The sequence below is a fragment of the Enterobacter sp. 50793107 genome (assembly GCF_001463365.1).
GTDB classification, from domain to species: domain Bacteria; phylum Pseudomonadota; class Gammaproteobacteria; order Enterobacterales; family Enterobacteriaceae; genus Enterobacter; species Enterobacter cloacae.
On record NZ_LNII01000010.1, the window covers coordinates 72,612 to 89,481 of the forward strand.

Genomic DNA, 16,870 nt, shown 5'->3' on the forward strand with positions numbered 1-16,870 from the left:
ACTGGATGCAAAATCAGAACAATTTTTTTGACCAGCCAAGCTTCGAGCTTAATGTATTGAAATAGCTGTAATCTTTCGGGTGAATAAGATTCAGGTGATAATCACATCGCCGAATTAGCACATCTTCACCTTCCTGAATAGGCAGCGCGATCTGGCTGTCGCAGCTGATCTCCAGGTCATTACGGCGGTGCGAGAAACGCAGGCGGATGGTGCTGCTGCCGTTAATCACCAGCGGGCGGGCAGAAAGGGTGTGCGGGAACATCGGCACCAGCGTAATGGCATCCAGCGAAGGCGTCAGGATTGGTCCTCCCGCGGAAAGCGAATAGGCGGTCGAGCCCGTCGGCGTGGAGATAATCAGGCCGTCAGAGCGCTGGGAGAACGCGAAGATTTCATCGATATACACTTCGAACTCAATCATATGCGCCACTTTGCCGGGGTGAAGTACCACCTCGTTAATGGCGGTACTGATGCGTTTCTGGCAGTCCTGCTGACACACCTGCGCTTCCAGTAAAAAACGTTTTTCGCTGATGTAATGTCCTTCCAGCACATCGGCCAGCTGCTGCTGCGCGTTGTCCGGGTCGAGGTCAGTCAGAAAACCGAGATTGCCACGGTTGATGCCGATGACTTTTATGTCGTAGCGCGCCAGCGTGCGAGCCGCGCCAAGCATGTTGCCGTCGCCGCCGACCACCACGGCAAGATCCGCCTGCTGTCCAATCTCTGCCAGCGTGCCGGTTTTGACGCTCTTAAGCTGCAGCTCCTGAGCGATCTGCTGCTCAACCATCACTTCATAGCCTTTGCTACACAGCCAGCGATACAACATTTCATGTGTCGTCAATGCCGTAGGGTGACGCGGGTGCCCGACGATCCCAATACACCTGAAATGATTATTCATTTTCTGGAGGTCCTTGTGCCTGATGAATGATGACAATCTCTCTTGTTCCCTTGAATCCAGGAAACTGATCCCCATAATAAGCGAAGTTAGCGAGATGAATGCAGAAAAACGCGGAGAAATTCATGAGTAGTAAAGAACAGAAAACGCCTGAGGGGCAAGCCCCTGAAGAAATTATCACGGAACAGCACGATGAAGTTGAGGCTGTAGAGCCAGACGCATCAGCTGAGCAGGTGGACCCGCGCGATGAAAAAATTGCGAATCTGGAAGCCCAACTGGTAGAAGCACAGAATCGCGAACGCGACAGTGTTCTGCGCATCAAGGCGGAAATGGAAAACCTGCGTCGTCGTACCGAACAGGACGTTGAAAAGGCGCATAAGTTTGCGCTGGAGAAATTCGTCAACGAACTGCTGCCGGTAATCGACAGCCTCGATCGCGCGCTGGAAGTGGCTGATAAAGCGAATCCGGACAACGCGGCAATGATCGAAGGTATCGAACTGACGCTGAAATCCATGCTGGACGTGGTGCGTAAGTTTGGTGTGGAAGTGATTGCCGATACCGACGTCCCGCTGGATCCTAACGTGCACCAGGCAATTGCGATGGTGGAATCAGAAGACGTTGAAGCCGGTAAAGTGCTGGGCGTGATGCAGAAAGGGTATACCCTGAACGGCCGTACCATCCGTGCTGCGATGGTAACCGTGGCGAAAGCGAAAGCGTAATTTGCCGTCCCGTAGTGCCGGGCGGCGGCTTCGCCTTGCCCGGCCTACAACTTTATTCCGCGATACTTTCGCGCAGTGGTTTAACAGGCAGGACCTTCACCTGCTTAATCATATTGTCCTGCACGTCCAGGATATCAATATCATACTGTTCAATGCGCACCCGCGTGCCCGCCGCCGGGATCTCTTCCAGCGCTTCCAGAATCATCCCGTTCATGGTGCGAGCCTCATCTTCCGGCAGATGCCAGTTAAAGGCTTTATTGAGTTCGCGGATGTTCGCGCTGCCGTCAATCAGCACCGAACCGTCGTTTTGCGGCGTGACCTCTTCCGCAAGAGAAGGGGACATGGAGGTGGTAAAGTCTCCGACAATCTCTTCCAGAATATCTTCGACCGTCACCAGCCCCTGAATATCGCCATACTCATCGACCACCAGGCCGACTTTCTTCTTGTTACGCTGGAATTTTACCAACTGCGTGCTGAGCGGCGTTCCTTCCGGCACGTAGTAAATCTCGTCGGCGGCGCGCAGCATCACCTCTTTAGTGAACTCTTTTTTCTCGGTCATCAGGCGATAGGCTTCCCGCACGCGTAGCATACTGATGGCATCGTCCAGGGAGTCGCGATACAGCACAATGCGTCCGTGCGGGGAGTGGGTCAGCTGGCGGACGATGGCCTTCCAGTCGTCGTTAATATCAATCCCGACGATTTCGTTACGCGGCACCATAATGTCGTTAACGCTGACCTTTTCCAGATCCAGCACCGACAGGAGCATGTCCTGATTGCGGCGTGAAATCTGCGAGCGGGATTCGTTCACGATGGTGCGCAGCTCGTCTTTGCTGAGTGCACTGCTGATGGCGACGTCGGCTTTGATGCCGACCATGCGCATCAGGATACGGGTGACCATATTCAACAGCCAGACCAGCGGCATCATCAGGATCAGCAGCGGTGCCAGCAGGAAGCTGCTCGGGTAAGCCACTTTTTCCGGGTAAAGCGCAGCGATGGTTTTGGGCAGCACTTCCGCAAACACCAGCACCACAAACGTCAGTACGCCGGTAGCAATCGCGACCCCGGCGTTGCCGTACAGGCGCATCCCGACAATGGTGCCCAGCGCAGAGGCGAGGATATTGACGAGGTTGTTACCGATAAGCACCAGGCTTATCAGGCGATCCGGTTTACGGAGCAGTTTTTCAACGCGACGTGCGGCACGGTTACCCTGTTTAGCACGATGACGTAACCGGTAGCGGTTTAAGGTCATCATGCCGGTTTCCGAGCCAGAGAAATAGGCGGAGATGACCACCATGACGATCAGCGTAACGATCAGCGTGGTGGTAGAGATGTGTTCCAGGGGGAACTCCTTTGTTACTTAGCCAGCAAATTGCTGTATGAAGCGACTTCCGAAATAGGCAAGGGTGAGAATGCCCGCACCCGCGACATTGAACCAGACCACGCGACGACCGCGCCAGCCCTCATGATAATGGCCCCATAACAGCACAATATAGACAAACCACGCGATGATGGAGAGCACCGCTTTGTCGATATTCTCCACGCTGAACAGGTTTTTCATATAAAACAGGCCAGTGCAGAGCGTTAAGGTCAATAATACTACGCCGACCTGGGTGATGTGGAACATCTTACGCTCAATGACCATCAGCGGCGGCATCTCATGGTTAAACGCCAGTTTTTTGTTTTTCAACTGGTAGTCAATCCAGGCGAGCTGCATGGCATAGAGCGCGGCAATGATCAGCGTTGCGTAAGAGAACAGCGACAGGCCGATGTGCACCAGCATGCCCGGCGTGGCTTCCAGATGCGTAATGAATTCATTGGGCATAAAGGTGGCTAAGGCCAGATTGATCAGCGCGAAGGCATAAACAATGGGCAGCAACAGCCAGCCGCGATTCTTAGAGGCGACAATTGTCATCACCGTACAGATCATCAGGCTAACCAGCGAACCGACGTTCAGCACGCTCAGGTTTTGCACACTGCCGTCACCGGGAATGATGCGCGATTCCAGCGCAAAAGCGTGACTAATCAGTGCGATCACCGCCGACAGAATAGCCATGCGCCGCCAGCCGCTGTTTTTTTGCAGCAGTCCGGGAATGATCAGCGCAAGGCTGACAGAGTAGGCAACAAGGGCGATCAGTGCGAAAACAGGCATATAGGCATCGACAGTTGTCTTAATAAGAAAGAGAAGCAGTATAACGTTACGTGACGCCTGCTCCAACCGTTGCATAACAACAAAGGCGCCTTCATGTTATACTCCGGCAAAATTCTGTGTATGTGTCGCTCATGGCGGCCCAACGTTTCTACTCAGGCGAGAGACAATGTTTGATAATTTAACCGATCGTTTGTCGCGCACGCTGCGCAACATCAGCGGCCGCGGACGCCTTACCGAAGACAACATCAAGGAAACGCTGCGCGAAGTGCGCATGGCGCTGCTGGAAGCAGACGTCGCGTTGCCGGTTGTTCGTGATTTTATCAACCGCGTTAAAGAGAAGGCGGTTGGTCATGAAGTTAACAAGAGCCTGACCCCGGGTCAGGAGTTCGTCAAAATCGTTCGTAACGAACTGGTTTCGGCGATGGGCGAAGAGAACCAGGTCCTGAACCTGGCGGCTCAGCCTCCGGCCGTCGTGTTGATGGCGGGTCTGCAGGGTGCGGGTAAAACCACCAGCGTCGGTAAGCTGGGTAAATTCCTGCGCGAGAAGCACAAGAAAAAGGTGCTGGTGGTTTCTGCGGACGTTTATCGCCCGGCGGCGATCAAACAGCTGGAGACCCTGGCGCAGCAGGTTGGGGTCGATTTCTTCCCGTCTGACGTGGCCCAGAAGCCAGTCGACATCGTGAACGCGGCGCTGAAAGAGGCGAAGCTGAAATTCTACGACGTGCTGCTGGTGGATACCGCCGGTCGTCTGCACGTTGACGAAGCGATGATGGACGAAATCAAACAGGTGCATGCCTCTATCAACCCGGTAGAGACCCTGTTTGTGGTTGACGCCATGACCGGTCAGGATGCGGCAAACACCGCGAAAGCGTTCAACGAAGCGCTGCCGTTAACCGGCGTGGTGCTGACCAAAGTGGACGGTGACGCCCGCGGCGGTGCGGCGCTTTCTATTCGTCATATCACCGGTAAGCCGATCAAATTCCTCGGTGTGGGCGAAAAAACCGAAGCGCTGGAGCCGTTCCACCCGGACCGTATTGCATCCCGTATCCTCGGCATGGGCGACGTGCTGTCGCTGATTGAAGATATCGAGAGCAAAGTTGACCGTGCGCAGGCCGAGAAGCTGGCCAGCAAGCTGAAAAAAGGCGACGGTTTCGATCTGACCGACTTCCTTGAGCAGCTGCGTCAGATGAAAAACATGGGCGGCATGGCAAGCCTGATGGGCAAACTGCCGGGCATGGGCCAGATCCCAGACAACGTAAAAGCGCAGATGGATGACAAGGTGCTGGTGCGTATGGAGGCGATCATCAACTCAATGACCCTCAAAGAGCGTGCTAACCCGGATATCATCAAAGGTTCCCGTAAGCGCCGTATCGCAGCCGGTTGCGGCATGCAGGTGCAGGACGTTAACCGCCTTCTGAAACAGTTCGACGACATGCAGCGCATGATGAAGAAAATGAAGAAAGGCGGCATGGCGAAAATGATGCGTGGCATGAAAGGCATGATGCCACCCGGTTTTCCTGGGCGATAATCGCTTTTGAGATTGCTTTTTGCCCGAAAATGAGTAAAATTTTCGGGCTTTTAATATGACACCCGGGCTCCGTTCCTCGATGGGGCCCGGTTGTTTTATTCACACAAGAGGATGTTATGGTAACTATTCGTTTAGCACGTCACGGCGCTAAAAAGCGTCCGTTCTACCAGGTTGTTGTGACTGACAGCCGTAATGCACGCAACGGTCGCTTCATCGAGCGCGTTGGTTTCTTCAACCCACTGGCCGCTGGCGCAGAAGAAGAAACTCGTCTGGATCTGGATCGTATCGCTCACTGGGTTGGCCAGGGCGCGACTGTTTCCGATCGCGTTGCTACGCTGATCAAAGCAGCAAACAAAGCAGCTTAATCTGTCACGGTGGTCATGATGAGCAATAAAGCACCTGTTGAACCGATTGTATTGGGCAAAATGGGTTCTTGCTACGGTATCCGTGGTTGGCTCAGAGTGTTTTCCTCCACTGAAGACGCTGATAGCATTTTTAATTACCAGCCCTGGTTTATTCAGAAAGGCGGTAAGTGGGAAGAGGTCGAGCTGGAAAGCTGGCGTCACCACAATCAGGACATCATCATCAAGCTGAAAGGCGTTGACGATCGTGATGCCGCGAATGCACTGACTAATTGTGAAATTGTCGTGGATTCGTCGCAGTTGCCGGAGCTCGAAGAAGGCGACTATTACTGGAAAGACCTTATGGGTTGCCAGGTAGTCACTACTGAAGGCTACAGCCTGGGGAAAGTCATCGACATGATGGAAACCGGGTCCAATGACGTTCTCGTCATTAAGGCAAACCTGAAAGATGCATTTGGCATCAAGGAGCGGTTGGTTCCGTTCCTCGATGGACAGGTTATCAAGAAAGTCGATCTCGCTACTCAAACGATTGAAGTAGATTGGGATCCTGGTTTTTAAATTCTCCGGATAAACGGTAAAAGACGGCGCTATGTGGATTGGCATAATTAGCCTGTTTCCTGAAATGTTCCGCGCGATTACCGATTACGGGGTAACTGGCCGGGCAGTAAAGAATGGCCTGCTGAGCATCCAGAGCTGGAGTCCTCGTGACTTCACGCATGACCGGCACCGTACCGTGGACGATCGTCCTTACGGCGGCGGACCGGGGATGTTAATGATGGTGCAACCCTTACGGGACGCCATTCACACAGCAAAAGCCGCGGCAGGTGAAGGCGCAAAGGTGATTTATCTGTCACCTCAGGGACGCAAGCTTGATCAAGCGGGCGTCAGCGAACTGGCGACGAATCAAAAACTGATTCTGGTCTGTGGTCGCTACGAAGGGATAGATGAGCGCGTAATTCAAACCGAGATTGACGAAGAATGGTCTATCGGCGATTACGTTCTCAGCGGTGGTGAGTTACCCGCAATGACGCTGATTGACTCCGTCGCCCGGTTCATTCCGGGAGTACTGGGCCATGAAGCTTCGGCAACGGAAGATTCCTTTGCCGATGGGTTGCTGGACTGTCCACACTATACCCGTCCTGAAGTGTTAGAAGGGATGGAAGTCCCGGCAGTGTTACTGTCAGGAAACCATGCTGAGATACGTCGCTGGCGTTTGAAGCAGTCGCTGGGCCGAACCTGGCTTAGAAGACCTGAACTTCTGGAAAACCTGGCTCTGACTGAAGAGCAAGCAAAGTTGCTGGCCGAGTTCAAAACTGAACACGCGCAACAGCAGCATGAACATGATGGGAATGCGTAATACGCTCCCGAATATCAGTTTACCCAGGATAAGAGATTAAATTATGAGCAACATTATTAAGCAACTTGAACAAGAGCAGATGAAGCAGGACGTACCTTCCTTCCGTCCAGGTGACACCGTGGAAGTGAAAGTATGGGTTGTTGAAGGTTCCAAAAAACGTCTGCAGGCATTCGAGGGCGTGGTTATCGCTATTCGTAACCGCGGTCTGCACTCTGCATTCACTGTTCGTAAAATTTCCAACGGCGAAGGCGTTGAGCGTGTCTTCCAGACTCACTCTCCGGTAGTTGACAGCATTGCTGTTAAACGTCGTGGTGCTGTACGTAAAGCTAAACTGTACTACCTGCGTGAGCGTACTGGTAAGTCTGCTCGTATTAAAGAGCGTCTGAACTAAGAACTCATCTCACGCGACATCCAAAGCGTGTTATAGAACAAGGGGTTAGCATAATGCTGACCCCTTTTTTGTTTTAGTGTCCATAGAATGCCCACGTACGTAGAGTTATTGTTAGCTTTACTTACAGCTACTCTCTACTACTGTTAGTTTCGTACATTTGGGTTACACTGAAATTTCTTCAATGTGCGTATTAAGGATAAAGGATGCTTTCTCACTTTTTTGAAGATCTTGCACAGGCTTTCCGGGATTTATTAGAGTCTAATTGGTCGCTGCAGCGCTTGTTGGCTGTTGATCGTGCTGTAGCAATTGGAAATTTAGAGTCGGGCCTTAACACACAGCTCAATGCTTTTCATAATTTGTATGACAATAAGCAAAGTAATGGGTTAGGGCCTGATTGGTACTTGAAACAAGAGCTGTTAATGATACATGTTATTAGGAATGCTCGGCATCATAACAAGGCAAACCGTATAAGAAGTATTTATAATTTTCATTACCAGGCCACGAATGATCCTACACAGCAAAAAAATATTTTTATGTGAATTCCCCTGCTTCTCCAGAAGAAGAAGTGGAGCTAAATCCATTAACAATGGTTTATAAGTTGAGAGTATTTAAATTCTATTTCTTGACATGAAAGGAATATATATGAGATTCAAAGTTGGAAATCCTACTCGAAGTATTGGAGAATATTTTTGCCTTACTCCAAATACAGGGTGGAATGACTTTTCGTTTGTGACAACATTTTATCTTCACTTCTGTACTGCCACAACTATTAGTGAAATCGGAGAAGTCAAGATCGGATTTAAGAAACAGGAGATAGGGCAACGTACTGTCAAATATTTACCAGCGGAGTTTGACTGTCTTCCCGATGATTTTTTCTCTTTAGGGCAATCTCCGGAGTACTATCAGAGTTTGGATGCTTTAAGTAATAATGTTAAAGTTAATGTTTTATCTTCTTTACGTGATATTGTTTATGATGAGAATATATTCGAAGAGTCAATTTCTGAAACGGTCCTTATTGATTCACTGACTCGATATGTAAGTGTATCTACAATAAAAGGGCAGTTTAAAGATATAATATCAACTGGAGTGGCGCTTAAAAAATTTGGTTTTACTCTTAATTTAGATAAAGGTAGTAAAATTGATTTCTCTGTTGTTCCAAATTCAAAACCTCCTAGTAATATACATGTTGTAATTGGACGTAACGGTGTAGGTAAAAGTCATTTGTTGAGAACAATTGTGAACCATATCGATAAAGCTGATGGTATTGTCACAAAACCCAACGGAGATGATATTCATGCATATGATTTTGGACAGTTGCTATATTTTTCGCTAAGTGTATTTGATAAGCCATTTGAACATGTTGAATTTAATGACTCCAAAACAAGGAGAGACAGAACAAAGAAAAAATATATCGGGCTTTATAATACTGAAACACAGAAACCAAAGGACATTGATGAAGATCTTGCAAAAGAGTTTGCCGAATCATTAAACGGATGTTTACTAGGTTCCGAGGTAAGAAAACATTCTTGGCTCAAGGTAATGGAGCATCTTCAATTAGATGTGAACTTTAGAGAATTAAGTTTGAGTGAACTTGCGGATCTTGAAAATGAGCATACTCTAATAAAACAGGCGACAGCTTTATTTAAGACGTTAAGTTCTGGGCATGCCGCGGTGTTGTACTATTTGACTCATGTTGTGGAGTTGGTTGAAAATAAAACAATATGTCTATTTGATGAACCTGAAAACTATTTACATCCTCCTCTACTATCCGCATTCATACGGACGCTATCAACATTATTAACTGATAATAATGGGATGGCTATAATGGCGACACACTCCCCTGTTGTGCTTCAAGAGATACCAAGATTATGTACTTGGAAGTTACATCACATTAGTGCTGGTAACATTAATGTAAGTCGTCCGAACATTGAAACATTTGGTGAAAGTGTTGGAGAAATAACTGCTGAAGTTTTCAGTCTTGATTTACGTAAAACAGGTTTTTACGCACTGCTTGAAAAGGACTCACTTGATTCAGGGAGCGTTGATAAGGTTCTTTCTATGTATGAGAATCAGGTAGGATTGGAAGGTAGAGCGGTCATATATGCGACTATTAAAGGATAAGACTCATGGAACATACCTTTGATGATGTGTATAACTTATGTGTGTCGGGAAAACGAAAAAGAGCTTTGACAGATGATGAAGTTGAAATTAATGCCTTTTTGAGGGGGTGTCATCGTATTTTTCAAATTCACGCAGCGTATGGGCTTTATTATTTATATAAAGAAGAATCGGTTAGCAGAGGTTATGTTAAAAAGGAATTGATCTCTCTTTATGAAGATAAGCTTGTTGGAAAAGAACGTGCTGGACGATATTACTATGAGCTTTTATTAGCGAGGACATATGCGGATAAATGCCAAATTTGTTTTCATGGAAGTGCTGAAACACTTGACCATTATTTACCAAAAGAGATTTATCCGTCGCTTTCAATTTCACATTATAATCTGTACCCAGCTTGCCATATTTGTAATGGAAAGAAAAGTCAATGGTGTCCTTCGATTCCAGAGCAACAACTTATACATCCATTGTTCGATAATTTTTATAAAGATGTGTGGTTGCATGCAGAGTTCGATGAAGAAAATAAACGTATTGTATTTATGCCAAATACTCTTAGATTTCGCGAAGGGACTTGCGAATATGAAAGACTCAAATTACATCTTAACAAGCATGATATATTAAAAACCTATGAGGAATTGGCAATGAGAAAAATCCAAGAAATAGTCACTACATCAATACGTTATAATTTATCTTTACAAAGGGTTGTTTCCACTGAAATTGATATACTTATTGATAATTTTAATAAACAAAAAGAATCGAACTCACTTTATACTTTTGAGCATTGGAAGTATGTTACATGCATGGCACTGTTGAAATCTAAGTTCTTTATGATTAATGGTAATAATATATTTGGAACACAAAATGTGTATAGCGCACCTGTTCACCGATTCCAAGGATAGGTTTCGAATGCCCATATCCTGCCCATACAGCATGTTTTTCACCGCATTTGGCTGCACCAGATATATATAACTAGCTGTTTATATTAGAAATATATATTTATCGATATGGTGGATTAAAAGCGTCTGAACTAAGATTCGCTTAAGCGACATCCTGTTAGAAAGGGCTGGCCGAAAGGCTGGCCCTTTTTTTATCCCATCGCATCTCTCGTGTTAACCCTTTCGTCATAAATCATTTACAATGCTGGCCTCTTCCGTGGAGGGTAAGTGATTAACGTACTGCATCAGCATAACTGGAAACGCGCAGCGGCATTGACCGCGCTGTTTGCGATCCTGCTGATCGTGATCGCACCGCTGATCTCCGTCTCGCTGCAAAAAGATCCCATGAGTACCATGCCGGGGATGCACCATGACATGAGCATGATGTCGATGGATGAGCACCACGGCGATAAGCAGCACAGCATGCCGGTTGACCATGCGGAAGCCTGTGGCTACTGCGTGCTATTAGCCCACGTGCCGGGCATGATACTCGCGCTGATTGTGCTGCTCAGTATCGTGCTGCAAAGGCTGCGTGTCAGGACGCCGCGTCAGGCTGTCAGCCACTGGCACTTTTTCCCCTGGCTTTATCCTGATACCCGCGCGCCGCCGCGGCAGTCTGCTTTTTCCCTTTAAAAAATATCGATAACTTTTTGCCTTAAAAAGGAAAAGTATGACTACCTGCACTCCGCGCGCGGCATGGGGAAACCTACTGCGTCGACTCCATTTCTATGTCGGGCTGTTTGTCGGCCCGTTTATTTTCTTCGCCGCGCTGACCGGTACGCTGTACGTGGCGACACCGCAGCTGGAAAATATTCTGTACCGGCACGCGCTCCATACGGATTCCGTGGGGGAACTCCAACCGCTGGCGAAACAGATCGCCGTGGCGGAAAAAACCATCGGCACCGAGCTGCGTTTATACGCCGTTCGTCCTGGCCTGGCTGCGGGTGAAACCACCCGGGTGATGTTTGCCGACCCGTCGCTTGGCCCATCGGAGACCCGCGCTATTTTTATCGATCCCGTTACTCTTGCGGTGCGTGGCGATATGACCGTGTATGGCACCAGCGGGATTTTACCGCTACGCCAGACTATTGATTATCTGCATACGTCCCTGATGCTGGGTAACGTTGGTCGGCTCTACAGCGAGCTGGCCGCCTCGTGGATGTGGGTCGCCGCGCTGGGCGGGATTGCGCTGTGGTTTTATACCCGGCCAAAACGTCGGCTCAACAATCGTTTTCAGAACCGGCGTCGCCTGCATGTCACGCTGGGCTGGGTGTTGCTGGGGGGAATGTTGCTGTTTTCTGCGACCGGCCTGACGTGGTCCCAGTGGGCGGGTGGCAACGTGGATAAACTGCGCGCGCAGATGAACTGGCTCACGCCGCAGGTGAACACCACGCTTTCGGGTGCGCCCGTCACGATGGATGAGCACGCTGAACACCATGGGCATCATGCTGGCATGATGATGCCCGACATGACGATGGATCTGACCCAGTTCGATGGCGTATTGCACGCTGCCCGCCAGGCCGGGATTGATGCGAATAAACTCGAAATCCGCCCGGCGAAAAGCGCTGACCAGGCGTGGACCGTGACGGAAATTGACCGCAGCTGGCCGACCCAGGTGGATGCCGTTGCGGTGGATCCAAATTCCATGCAAATTCTGGACAGAACCCGCTTTGAGGATTTCCCGTTAATGGCAAAGCTGACCCGCTGGGGTGTGGATTTCCATATGGGGATCTTATTCGGGCTGGTTAACCAGTTACTGCTCGTCGCATTTGGCCTGGCGCTGTGTGTGCTGATTGTCTGGGGATATCGGATGTGGTGGATGCGTCGTCCGGCGCAATCGACGACCGATCCGCTTCAGACGCTTTGTCAGTGCTGGCTGGCGCTCCCGGGATGGGGAAAAGCCGTCACGGTGGTGGTCAGCGTATTGCTGGGGCTGGCATTGCCGGTGATGGGCGTGAGCCTGGCGCTGTTTATGCTGATTGACTGGCTACGCTGGCGAGCGGCAACTGGCGTGTCGCTCGCACAATCATCCGTTAAATAAGTCTATGGCGTGCTGATGACCACCGCGACCCGACGGTTTTCAGCACGCCCTTGCGCCGTACTGTTGCTGGAAACCGGATATTTTTTACCTAATCCCTGCGTGGTGAGGTTGCTGCGCGGGATATTGGCGCCTTTGGCCCAGACGTCAGCCACTGCATTGGCACGTTTTAACGACAGCGCTTCGTTGTAGCTCTCTTCTCCGTAATTATCGGTGTGGCCATCCATACGCGCGTGTTTCAGGCCGGTAGCCGCCAGGCGAGAGGCCATGGAGCGGATCTGCGCTTCACTTTCCGGGCGCAGTCTGGCGTCATTTTTATCAAACAGGATTGTATCTGACAGGCCCAAAGACCAGTCGCCATTCAGTTCGTTAAAACCGTATGACTTCATCGCCGCAATTTGCTCAGGGGTGAATTTACCTTCAGGCGGTGACTGACAACCCGCCAGTACCATTGAAGCGAGAAATAACGGCGCGAAGTATCGCTTTAACATATCGTATCCTTTCTAAGTTATTGCTTTTGTACGCTGGTTTTTATCCTGGTACATGTTGCGGTCGGCTTGCTCCAGTAATGCTTCCACAGAGGCACTTTCCCACGCCAGAGCAAAGCCAATGCTAAGTGACATCGTTGCTGTCTGCCCGTTATGCAGATCGAACGGGCGCATAAACTGCTGCGACAGCGCAGCACAAATCTGTTGAACCTCTGCGGCAGACTGTACGCCGTACAGCACCATCGCAAACTCGTCACCGCCAAGGCGGTATGACTGATGACGTTTATCGCCAAACTCAACCATCCGGCGCGCGACTTCAATCAGGACGCAATCGCCCGCAGCATGTCCCCAGGTATCGTTAATAAACTTGAAATTATCACCGTCGAGGAAGAGCAGGGCAGTGTTGGTTTTTGCGGAGGCGTCGTGCATTAATGCCGCGATGCTGCTACGAAACGCCGCCCGATTGGCGAGGCCGGTGAGAGGATCGTGCATGGCGGTACGCAGTAACTGAGCGTTTTTCGCCTGCAGCTTAAGCTGCCACTCTTCCATTTCATCCAGCAGACTGTTGAAGTCTTCGCCAAACTGGTGGAATTCTTCGATGCGACCATCCTTCACCCGCCGGGAAAAGTTGCGGTTGGTGCGTACGTCATGCACGACATCGGTGATGTTTTGCAGCGCCGTGACCATGCCATGATGCAGAGATTGTGTAATCGTAAGCGCGACGGCGGTGGCAAAAAGAATACAGCCGGTAAGAACGGCAAACGACAGCCAGATGAAATGGCTGATGAGATTATCGCGTGCGGTCAGGCGAATTTCGCCGATCGCATTACCGTTATGCATGATGGGCTGTGCGACCGGGTCGGGAAACAGCCAGCGGCTAACCAATGCACCCAGCGTGTCGTTATTCTCTTCCGGGTTCCAGGACCAGTAAGCAAACCGCTTTTTATGCGCGTTAAGAACCTCAGCCACGGCAAACTGGCCCTGTTTACCCAGGGTGGCGAGCGTTTCGTTAGCCGCCAGCGAATCATTAAACACCAGTGAGGCTTCAAGGCTGTGGCTCATTGTTGCGCCGGTTAATTCGAGATTTTTTTGGGCGTATTGCTTTAATGTCACCACGGAAGCAAAACAGAGCAGGAGCCAAATTAACGTCATGTTGATGATGACGCTTATCATGCTGATTCGTCTCAACGTGCTTTTAAACGTTGGACGTGGCGTTGAAGTGATTTCTTTATCCATGCTGCTTATTCCGTGCCAGCATTAATACATCCGGATTGACGCGTACGCCACTGCGCGTCAATGCATCCAGATTAACGGAAAATCTGACCTGGTTATGATCGATTATCAGGCAGAATGCACTGCCAATAACACATTCCGGATTCTGCTCTGAGATTAATAGCAATGCTCTGCCCTGATATTGACTTATTAATTCAAGTTGTTTTGCAGGCGATTCAGCCCCGAAATAAATAGCATCACACGTCGCGGACAGGGCTTCCTGATCGTTACGTACAATGACGGGAGTATAAGGTAACTCGCTTTGCCCCTCTTCGCTGCTCAGTGCTTGCGTGTAGTGAGACGAGGCATAAACGCAGAGTTTAGGTTGCCCGGAAAGTGACGGCCATCGGGTATAGCTCACAATACCCGATACAATCGAACGTACCGATTTATCGGTTTCCGTGAACGTGGCTGCCGGTGCTGGGCCCACCATAAAGAACAGCATTAGCACCAGAGTGAGTCGGAACAAAGAGATCAAGAATGAATTTCTCACCAGAATCCGCCATACCGCTCTGGAAAATAGATGTCCTTACGAGTTGTCGGCAGAATACCATTGTTTATCAAAGTCGTCATTATGTCAGAAATGTACTGAGTACGACCTAAGCTAAATCCTACAGTTGTATATATTCCGGCGTATAAAAAACGGCTTAATTAAGTCTGCTGGAACGCATACTTTCATCCATTCCTTGTTGCCATGATTCATGCAGTTTTGCTGCGTTTTCAACAGTATCACAACTGGCCGGGAAAGATTTGCCTGCTACTCCCCAGGCGTGAATAAAACCTTCCTCACACACTTTTTTCTGTCCGTCGGCGTAGCCACGAAGATATTCACTACGATCAACCTGCGGGTCGTTAAAACTATCGGCCAGCGTCTGATTATCTTTAACCGGCAGACCATTCATGGCGTCTTCTTTACCCGCATCAAACCAGCTGGGACTAGTCCAGTCGGGCTGGAAGGTATAAGGGTTGATCTCACAGCCCGATAAAAACAGCGACAACAGCATCAGAGCGATTGAACGCATAGCCATTCTCCTTTTTTCTTCAGCATAGCCTGGCAAAAGAAAGTGGGGGTGTAATTTTATGTTTACGATTTTGTCGGCTGATTTTTGCAGTAAAATGGCTTTTGTAAAGTAAAGTGTACGTATTTTGGATTGAAATCTTTACTTGTTGTGGTATCGTTGTTTCACCTCTTCGAGGAAAACACCTATCGCAAACGAGCTTTACAGGATCGCCATCATGCAAAAAGACGCGCTGAACAACGTACATATCACTGACGAACAGGTTTTGATTACACCGGATCAACTGAAAGCGGAGTTCCCGCTGAGCGTCGCGCAGGAGGCTCAAATTGAGCACTCGCGCCAGACCATTTCTGACATTATCGCTGGCCGCGATCCGCGTCTGCTGGTGGTATGTGGTCCTTGCTCCATTCACGATCCTGAAACCGCCATTGAGTACGCTCGTCGATTTAAAGCATTAGCGGAGGAGGTCAGCGATAGCCTCTACCTGGTGATGCGCGTCTATTTTGAGAAGCCACGTACCACCGTTGGCTGGAAAGGGTTGATTAACGATCCGCACATGGATGGCTCGTTTGATGTGGAAGCCGGTCTGAAGATTGCGCGTCGCCTGCTGGTTGAGCTGGTCAGCATGGGGCTGCCACTGGCAACCGAAGCGCTGGATCCGAACAGCCCGCAGTACCTGGGCGATCTGTTTAGCTGGTCTGCGATTGGTGCGCGTACTACGGAATCACAAACCCACCGTGAAATGGCGTCTGGTCTGTCGATGCCGGTTGGTTTTAAAAACGGGACCGACGGTAGCCTTGCCACGGCGATCAACGCCATGCGCGCCGCGGCCATGCCGCATCGCTTTGTAGGTATTAACCAGGCGGGCCAGGTTTGTCTCCTGCAGACGCAGGGTAATCCGGACGGTCATGTGATCCTGCGTGGCGGTAAAGCGCCAAACTACAGCCCGGCAGATGTGGCACAGTGTGAAAAAGAGATGGAGCAGGCGGGACTGCGCCCGGCACTGATGGTAGATTGCAGTCATGGTAATTCGAACAAAGATTACCGTCGTCAGCCTGCGGTGGCGGAATCGGTGGTCGCACAAATCAAAGACGGCAACCGTTCTATTATCGGTCTGATGATTGAGAGCAATATTCATGAAGGCAATCAATCATCTGAACAACCGCGCAGCGCAATGAAGTATGGTGTGTCCGTGACGGATGCCTGCATCAGCTGGGAAACCACCGATGCGCTGCTGCGTGAGATCCACAAAGATATAAACGGCCAGCTGGCGACGCGTCTGGCTTAAGAGGTTAGGTATGGTTGCTGAATTGACCGCATTACGCGATCAAATTGATGAAGTGGATAAGGCGCTGCTGGATCTGTTAGCGCGCCGTATGGCGCTGGTTGCCGAGGTGGGTGAGGTCAAAAGCAAATATGGCCTGCCGATTTACGTTCCGGAGCGCGAGGCCTCCATGCTGGCTTCCCGACGTAAAGAGGCCCAGGCGCTGGGCGTCTCGCCGGATTTGATTGAAGATGTCTTGCGTCGTGTGATGCGGGAGTCCTACTCCAGCGAAAACGATAAAGGCTTCAAAACCCTTTGCCCGTCCCTGCGTCCGGTTGTCATAG

Annotated in this window: 20 protein-coding genes; 13 read left to right on the forward strand and 7 right to left on the reverse strand. The window is 49.9% G+C overall.

Translation table 11 applies throughout. The features are described 5' to 3' along the window. Nucleotides 1–13: 13 nt before the first annotated feature. Entirely contained in the window at nt 14–892 is an 879-nt protein-coding gene (gene nadK / locus APU11_RS01705; protein ID WP_013098356.1) for an NAD(+) kinase, read from the reverse strand. 122 nt (nt 893–1,014) lie between these two features. Here nadK and grpE point away from each other — a divergent pair, with 122 nt between their 5' ends. Beyond that, on the forward strand, nt 1,015–1,608 hold the full coding sequence (gene grpE / locus APU11_RS01715) for a nucleotide exchange factor GrpE (RefSeq protein WP_013098354.1): 594 nt from the start codon (nt 1,015–1,017) through the stop codon (nt 1,606–1,608). A 52-nt stretch (nt 1,609–1,660) separates the two neighbouring features. Here the strand turns inward: grpE and APU11_RS01720 are convergent, their stop codons facing one another. Beyond that, nucleotides 1,661–2,947, reverse strand: a complete 1,287-nt coding sequence (locus APU11_RS01720; RefSeq protein ID WP_028028086.1) for an HlyC/CorC family transporter — start codon at nt 2,945–2,947, stop codon at nt 1,661–1,663. Nucleotides 2,948–2,965: 18 nt separating this feature from the next. Continuing rightward, a complete protein-coding gene (locus tag APU11_RS01725) occupies nt 2,966–3,757 on the reverse strand; it encodes an inner membrane protein YpjD (RefSeq protein WP_014832951.1) in 792 nt (263 codons plus the stop codon). Between the two features lie 166 nt (nt 3,758–3,923). Here APU11_RS01725 and ffh point away from each other — a divergent pair, with 166 nt between their 5' ends. The 10 genes from ffh to APU11_RS01780 all read left to right on the forward strand — a co-directional run bounded on the left by ffh (nt 3,924) and on the right by APU11_RS01780 (nt 12,486). Beyond that, a complete protein-coding gene (gene ffh / locus APU11_RS01730) occupies nt 3,924–5,285 on the forward strand; it encodes a signal recognition particle protein (protein ID WP_013098351.1) in 1,362 nt (453 codons plus the stop codon). 116 nt (nt 5,286–5,401) lie between these two features. Then, nucleotides 5,402–5,650: a 30S ribosomal protein S16 gene (gene rpsP / locus APU11_RS01735; RefSeq protein ID WP_003863133.1), complete on the forward strand. Its 249-nt coding sequence runs from the start codon at nt 5,402–5,404 to the stop codon at nt 5,648–5,650. 15 nt (nt 5,651–5,665) lie between these two features. Further along, nucleotides 5,666–6,205, forward strand: coding sequence for a ribosome maturation factor RimM (gene rimM, locus APU11_RS01740; protein WP_013098350.1), 540 nt, complete (start codon nt 5,666–5,668; stop codon nt 6,203–6,205). A gap of 31 nt (nt 6,206–6,236) precedes the next feature. Further along, a complete protein-coding gene (gene trmD, locus APU11_RS01745) occupies nt 6,237–7,004 on the forward strand; it encodes a tRNA (guanosine(37)-N1)-methyltransferase TrmD (RefSeq protein WP_008502493.1) in 768 nt (255 codons plus the stop codon). 43 nt (nt 7,005–7,047) lie between these two features. Next, nucleotides 7,048–7,395 (forward strand): 50S ribosomal protein L19, encoded by a 348-nt coding sequence (rplS, locus tag APU11_RS01750; protein WP_002914145.1) that lies wholly within the window; start codon nt 7,048–7,050, stop codon nt 7,393–7,395. Nucleotides 7,396–7,598: 203 nt separating this feature from the next. Beyond that, the gene (locus APU11_RS01755; RefSeq protein ID WP_239691324.1) at nt 7,599–7,934 is read left to right on the forward strand and encodes a hypothetical protein; all 336 of its coding nucleotides are present in this window, start codon (nt 7,599–7,601) and stop codon (nt 7,932–7,934) included. Nucleotides 7,935–8,037: 103 nt separating this feature from the next. Further along, complete coding sequence (locus APU11_RS01760) at nt 8,038–9,516, forward strand: AAA family ATPase (RefSeq protein WP_058651081.1); 1,479 nt, start codon at nt 8,038–8,040, stop codon at nt 9,514–9,516. Between the two features lie 5 nt (nt 9,517–9,521). After that, nucleotides 9,522–10,409: a hypothetical protein gene (locus tag APU11_RS28340; protein WP_072200342.1), complete on the forward strand. Its 888-nt coding sequence runs from the start codon at nt 9,522–9,524 to the stop codon at nt 10,407–10,409. A 264-nt stretch (nt 10,410–10,673) separates the two neighbouring features. Beyond that, complete coding sequence (locus APU11_RS01775; RefSeq protein WP_038420428.1) at nt 10,674–11,078, forward strand: DUF2946 domain-containing protein; 405 nt, start codon at nt 10,674–10,676, stop codon at nt 11,076–11,078. Between the two features lie 37 nt (nt 11,079–11,115). Next, on the forward strand, nt 11,116–12,486 hold the full coding sequence (locus APU11_RS01780; protein ID WP_058651083.1) for a PepSY-associated TM helix domain-containing protein: 1,371 nt from the start codon (nt 11,116–11,118) through the stop codon (nt 12,484–12,486). 2 nt (nt 12,487–12,488) lie between these two features. Here the strand turns inward: APU11_RS01780 and APU11_RS01785 are convergent, their stop codons facing one another. The 4 genes from APU11_RS01785 to APU11_RS01800 all read right to left on the reverse strand — a co-directional run bounded on the left by APU11_RS01785 (nt 12,489) and on the right by APU11_RS01800 (nt 15,265). Further along, on the reverse strand, nt 12,489–12,974 hold the full coding sequence (locus APU11_RS01785; RefSeq protein WP_045901429.1) for an OmpA family protein: 486 nt from the start codon (nt 12,972–12,974) through the stop codon (nt 12,489–12,491). A gap of 12 nt (nt 12,975–12,986) precedes the next feature. Beyond that, nucleotides 12,987–14,207 carry a diguanylate cyclase DgcN gene (gene dgcN, locus APU11_RS01790; protein WP_060578308.1) on the reverse strand — a complete coding sequence of 407 codons (1,221 nt, stop codon included), beginning with the start codon at nt 14,205–14,207 and terminating at the stop codon, nt 12,987–12,989. Continuing rightward, nucleotides 14,200–14,688, reverse strand: coding sequence for a YfiR family protein (locus APU11_RS01795; protein WP_013098345.1), 489 nt, complete (start codon nt 14,686–14,688; stop codon nt 14,200–14,202). Before APU11_RS01795 ends, dgcN begins: the two co-directional genes overlap by 8 nt. 202 nt (nt 14,689–14,890) lie before the next feature. Continuing rightward, nucleotides 14,891–15,265, reverse strand: coding sequence for a DUF2799 domain-containing protein (locus APU11_RS01800; protein WP_020690780.1), 375 nt, complete (start codon nt 15,263–15,265; stop codon nt 14,891–14,893). Nucleotides 15,266–15,479: 214 nt separating this feature from the next. On the opposite strand from APU11_RS01800, the gene aroF reads away from it, so the two are divergent. Next, nucleotides 15,480–16,550 carry a 3-deoxy-7-phosphoheptulonate synthase AroF gene (aroF, locus tag APU11_RS01805; protein ID WP_020690781.1) on the forward strand — a complete coding sequence of 357 codons (1,071 nt, stop codon included), beginning with the start codon at nt 15,480–15,482 and terminating at the stop codon, nt 16,548–16,550. Between the two features lie 10 nt (nt 16,551–16,560). After that, nucleotides 16,561–16,870 (forward strand): chorismate mutase (gene tyrA / locus APU11_RS01810; RefSeq protein ID WP_072200343.1); only part of this gene is annotated, 310 nt, incomplete at its 3' end.

Bases quoted from the DNA above. Each gene is read 5' to 3' on its own strand.
- APU11_RS01785 (WP_045901429.1), bottom strand. From the start codon at position 12,974: ATGTTAAAGCGATACTTCGCGCCGTTATTTCTCGCTTCAATGGTACTG.
- rpsP (WP_003863133.1), top strand. From the start codon at position 5,402: ATGGTAACTATTCGTTTAGCACGTCACGGCGCTAAAAAGCGTCCGTTC.
- APU11_RS28340 (WP_072200342.1), top strand. From the start codon at position 9,522: ATGGAACATACCTTTGATGATGTGTATAACTTATGTGTGTCGGGAAAA.
- grpE (WP_013098354.1), top strand. From the start codon at position 1,015: ATGAGTAGTAAAGAACAGAAAACGCCTGAGGGGCAAGCCCCTGAAGAA.
- dgcN (WP_060578308.1), bottom strand. From the start codon at position 14,207: ATGGATAAAGAAATCACTTCAACGCCACGTCCAACGTTTAAAAGCACG.
- aroF (WP_020690781.1), top strand. From the start codon at position 15,480: ATGCAAAAAGACGCGCTGAACAACGTACATATCACTGACGAACAGGTT.
- ffh (WP_013098351.1), top strand. From the start codon at position 3,924: ATGTTTGATAATTTAACCGATCGTTTGTCGCGCACGCTGCGCAACATC.
- APU11_RS01800 (WP_020690780.1), bottom strand. From the start codon at position 15,265: ATGCGTTCAATCGCTCTGATGCTGTTGTCGCTGTTTTTATCGGGCTGT.
- APU11_RS01795 (WP_013098345.1), bottom strand. From the start codon at position 14,688: ATGCTGTTCTTTATGGTGGGCCCAGCACCGGCAGCCACGTTCACGGAA.
- APU11_RS01755 (WP_239691324.1), top strand. From the start codon at position 7,599: ATGCTTTCTCACTTTTTTGAAGATCTTGCACAGGCTTTCCGGGATTTA.
- rplS (WP_002914145.1), top strand. From the start codon at position 7,048: ATGAGCAACATTATTAAGCAACTTGAACAAGAGCAGATGAAGCAGGAC.
- nadK (WP_013098356.1), bottom strand. From the start codon at position 892: ATGAATAATCATTTCAGGTGTATTGGGATCGTCGGGCACCCGCGTCAC.
- APU11_RS01780 (WP_058651083.1), top strand. From the start codon at position 11,116: ATGACTACCTGCACTCCGCGCGCGGCATGGGGAAACCTACTGCGTCGA.
- APU11_RS01760 (WP_058651081.1), top strand. From the start codon at position 8,038: ATGAGATTCAAAGTTGGAAATCCTACTCGAAGTATTGGAGAATATTTT.
- APU11_RS01725 (WP_014832951.1), bottom strand. From the start codon at position 3,757: ATGCCTGTTTTCGCACTGATCGCCCTTGTTGCCTACTCTGTCAGCCTT.
- trmD (WP_008502493.1), top strand. From the start codon at position 6,237: ATGTGGATTGGCATAATTAGCCTGTTTCCTGAAATGTTCCGCGCGATT.
- rimM (WP_013098350.1), top strand. From the start codon at position 5,666: ATGATGAGCAATAAAGCACCTGTTGAACCGATTGTATTGGGCAAAATG.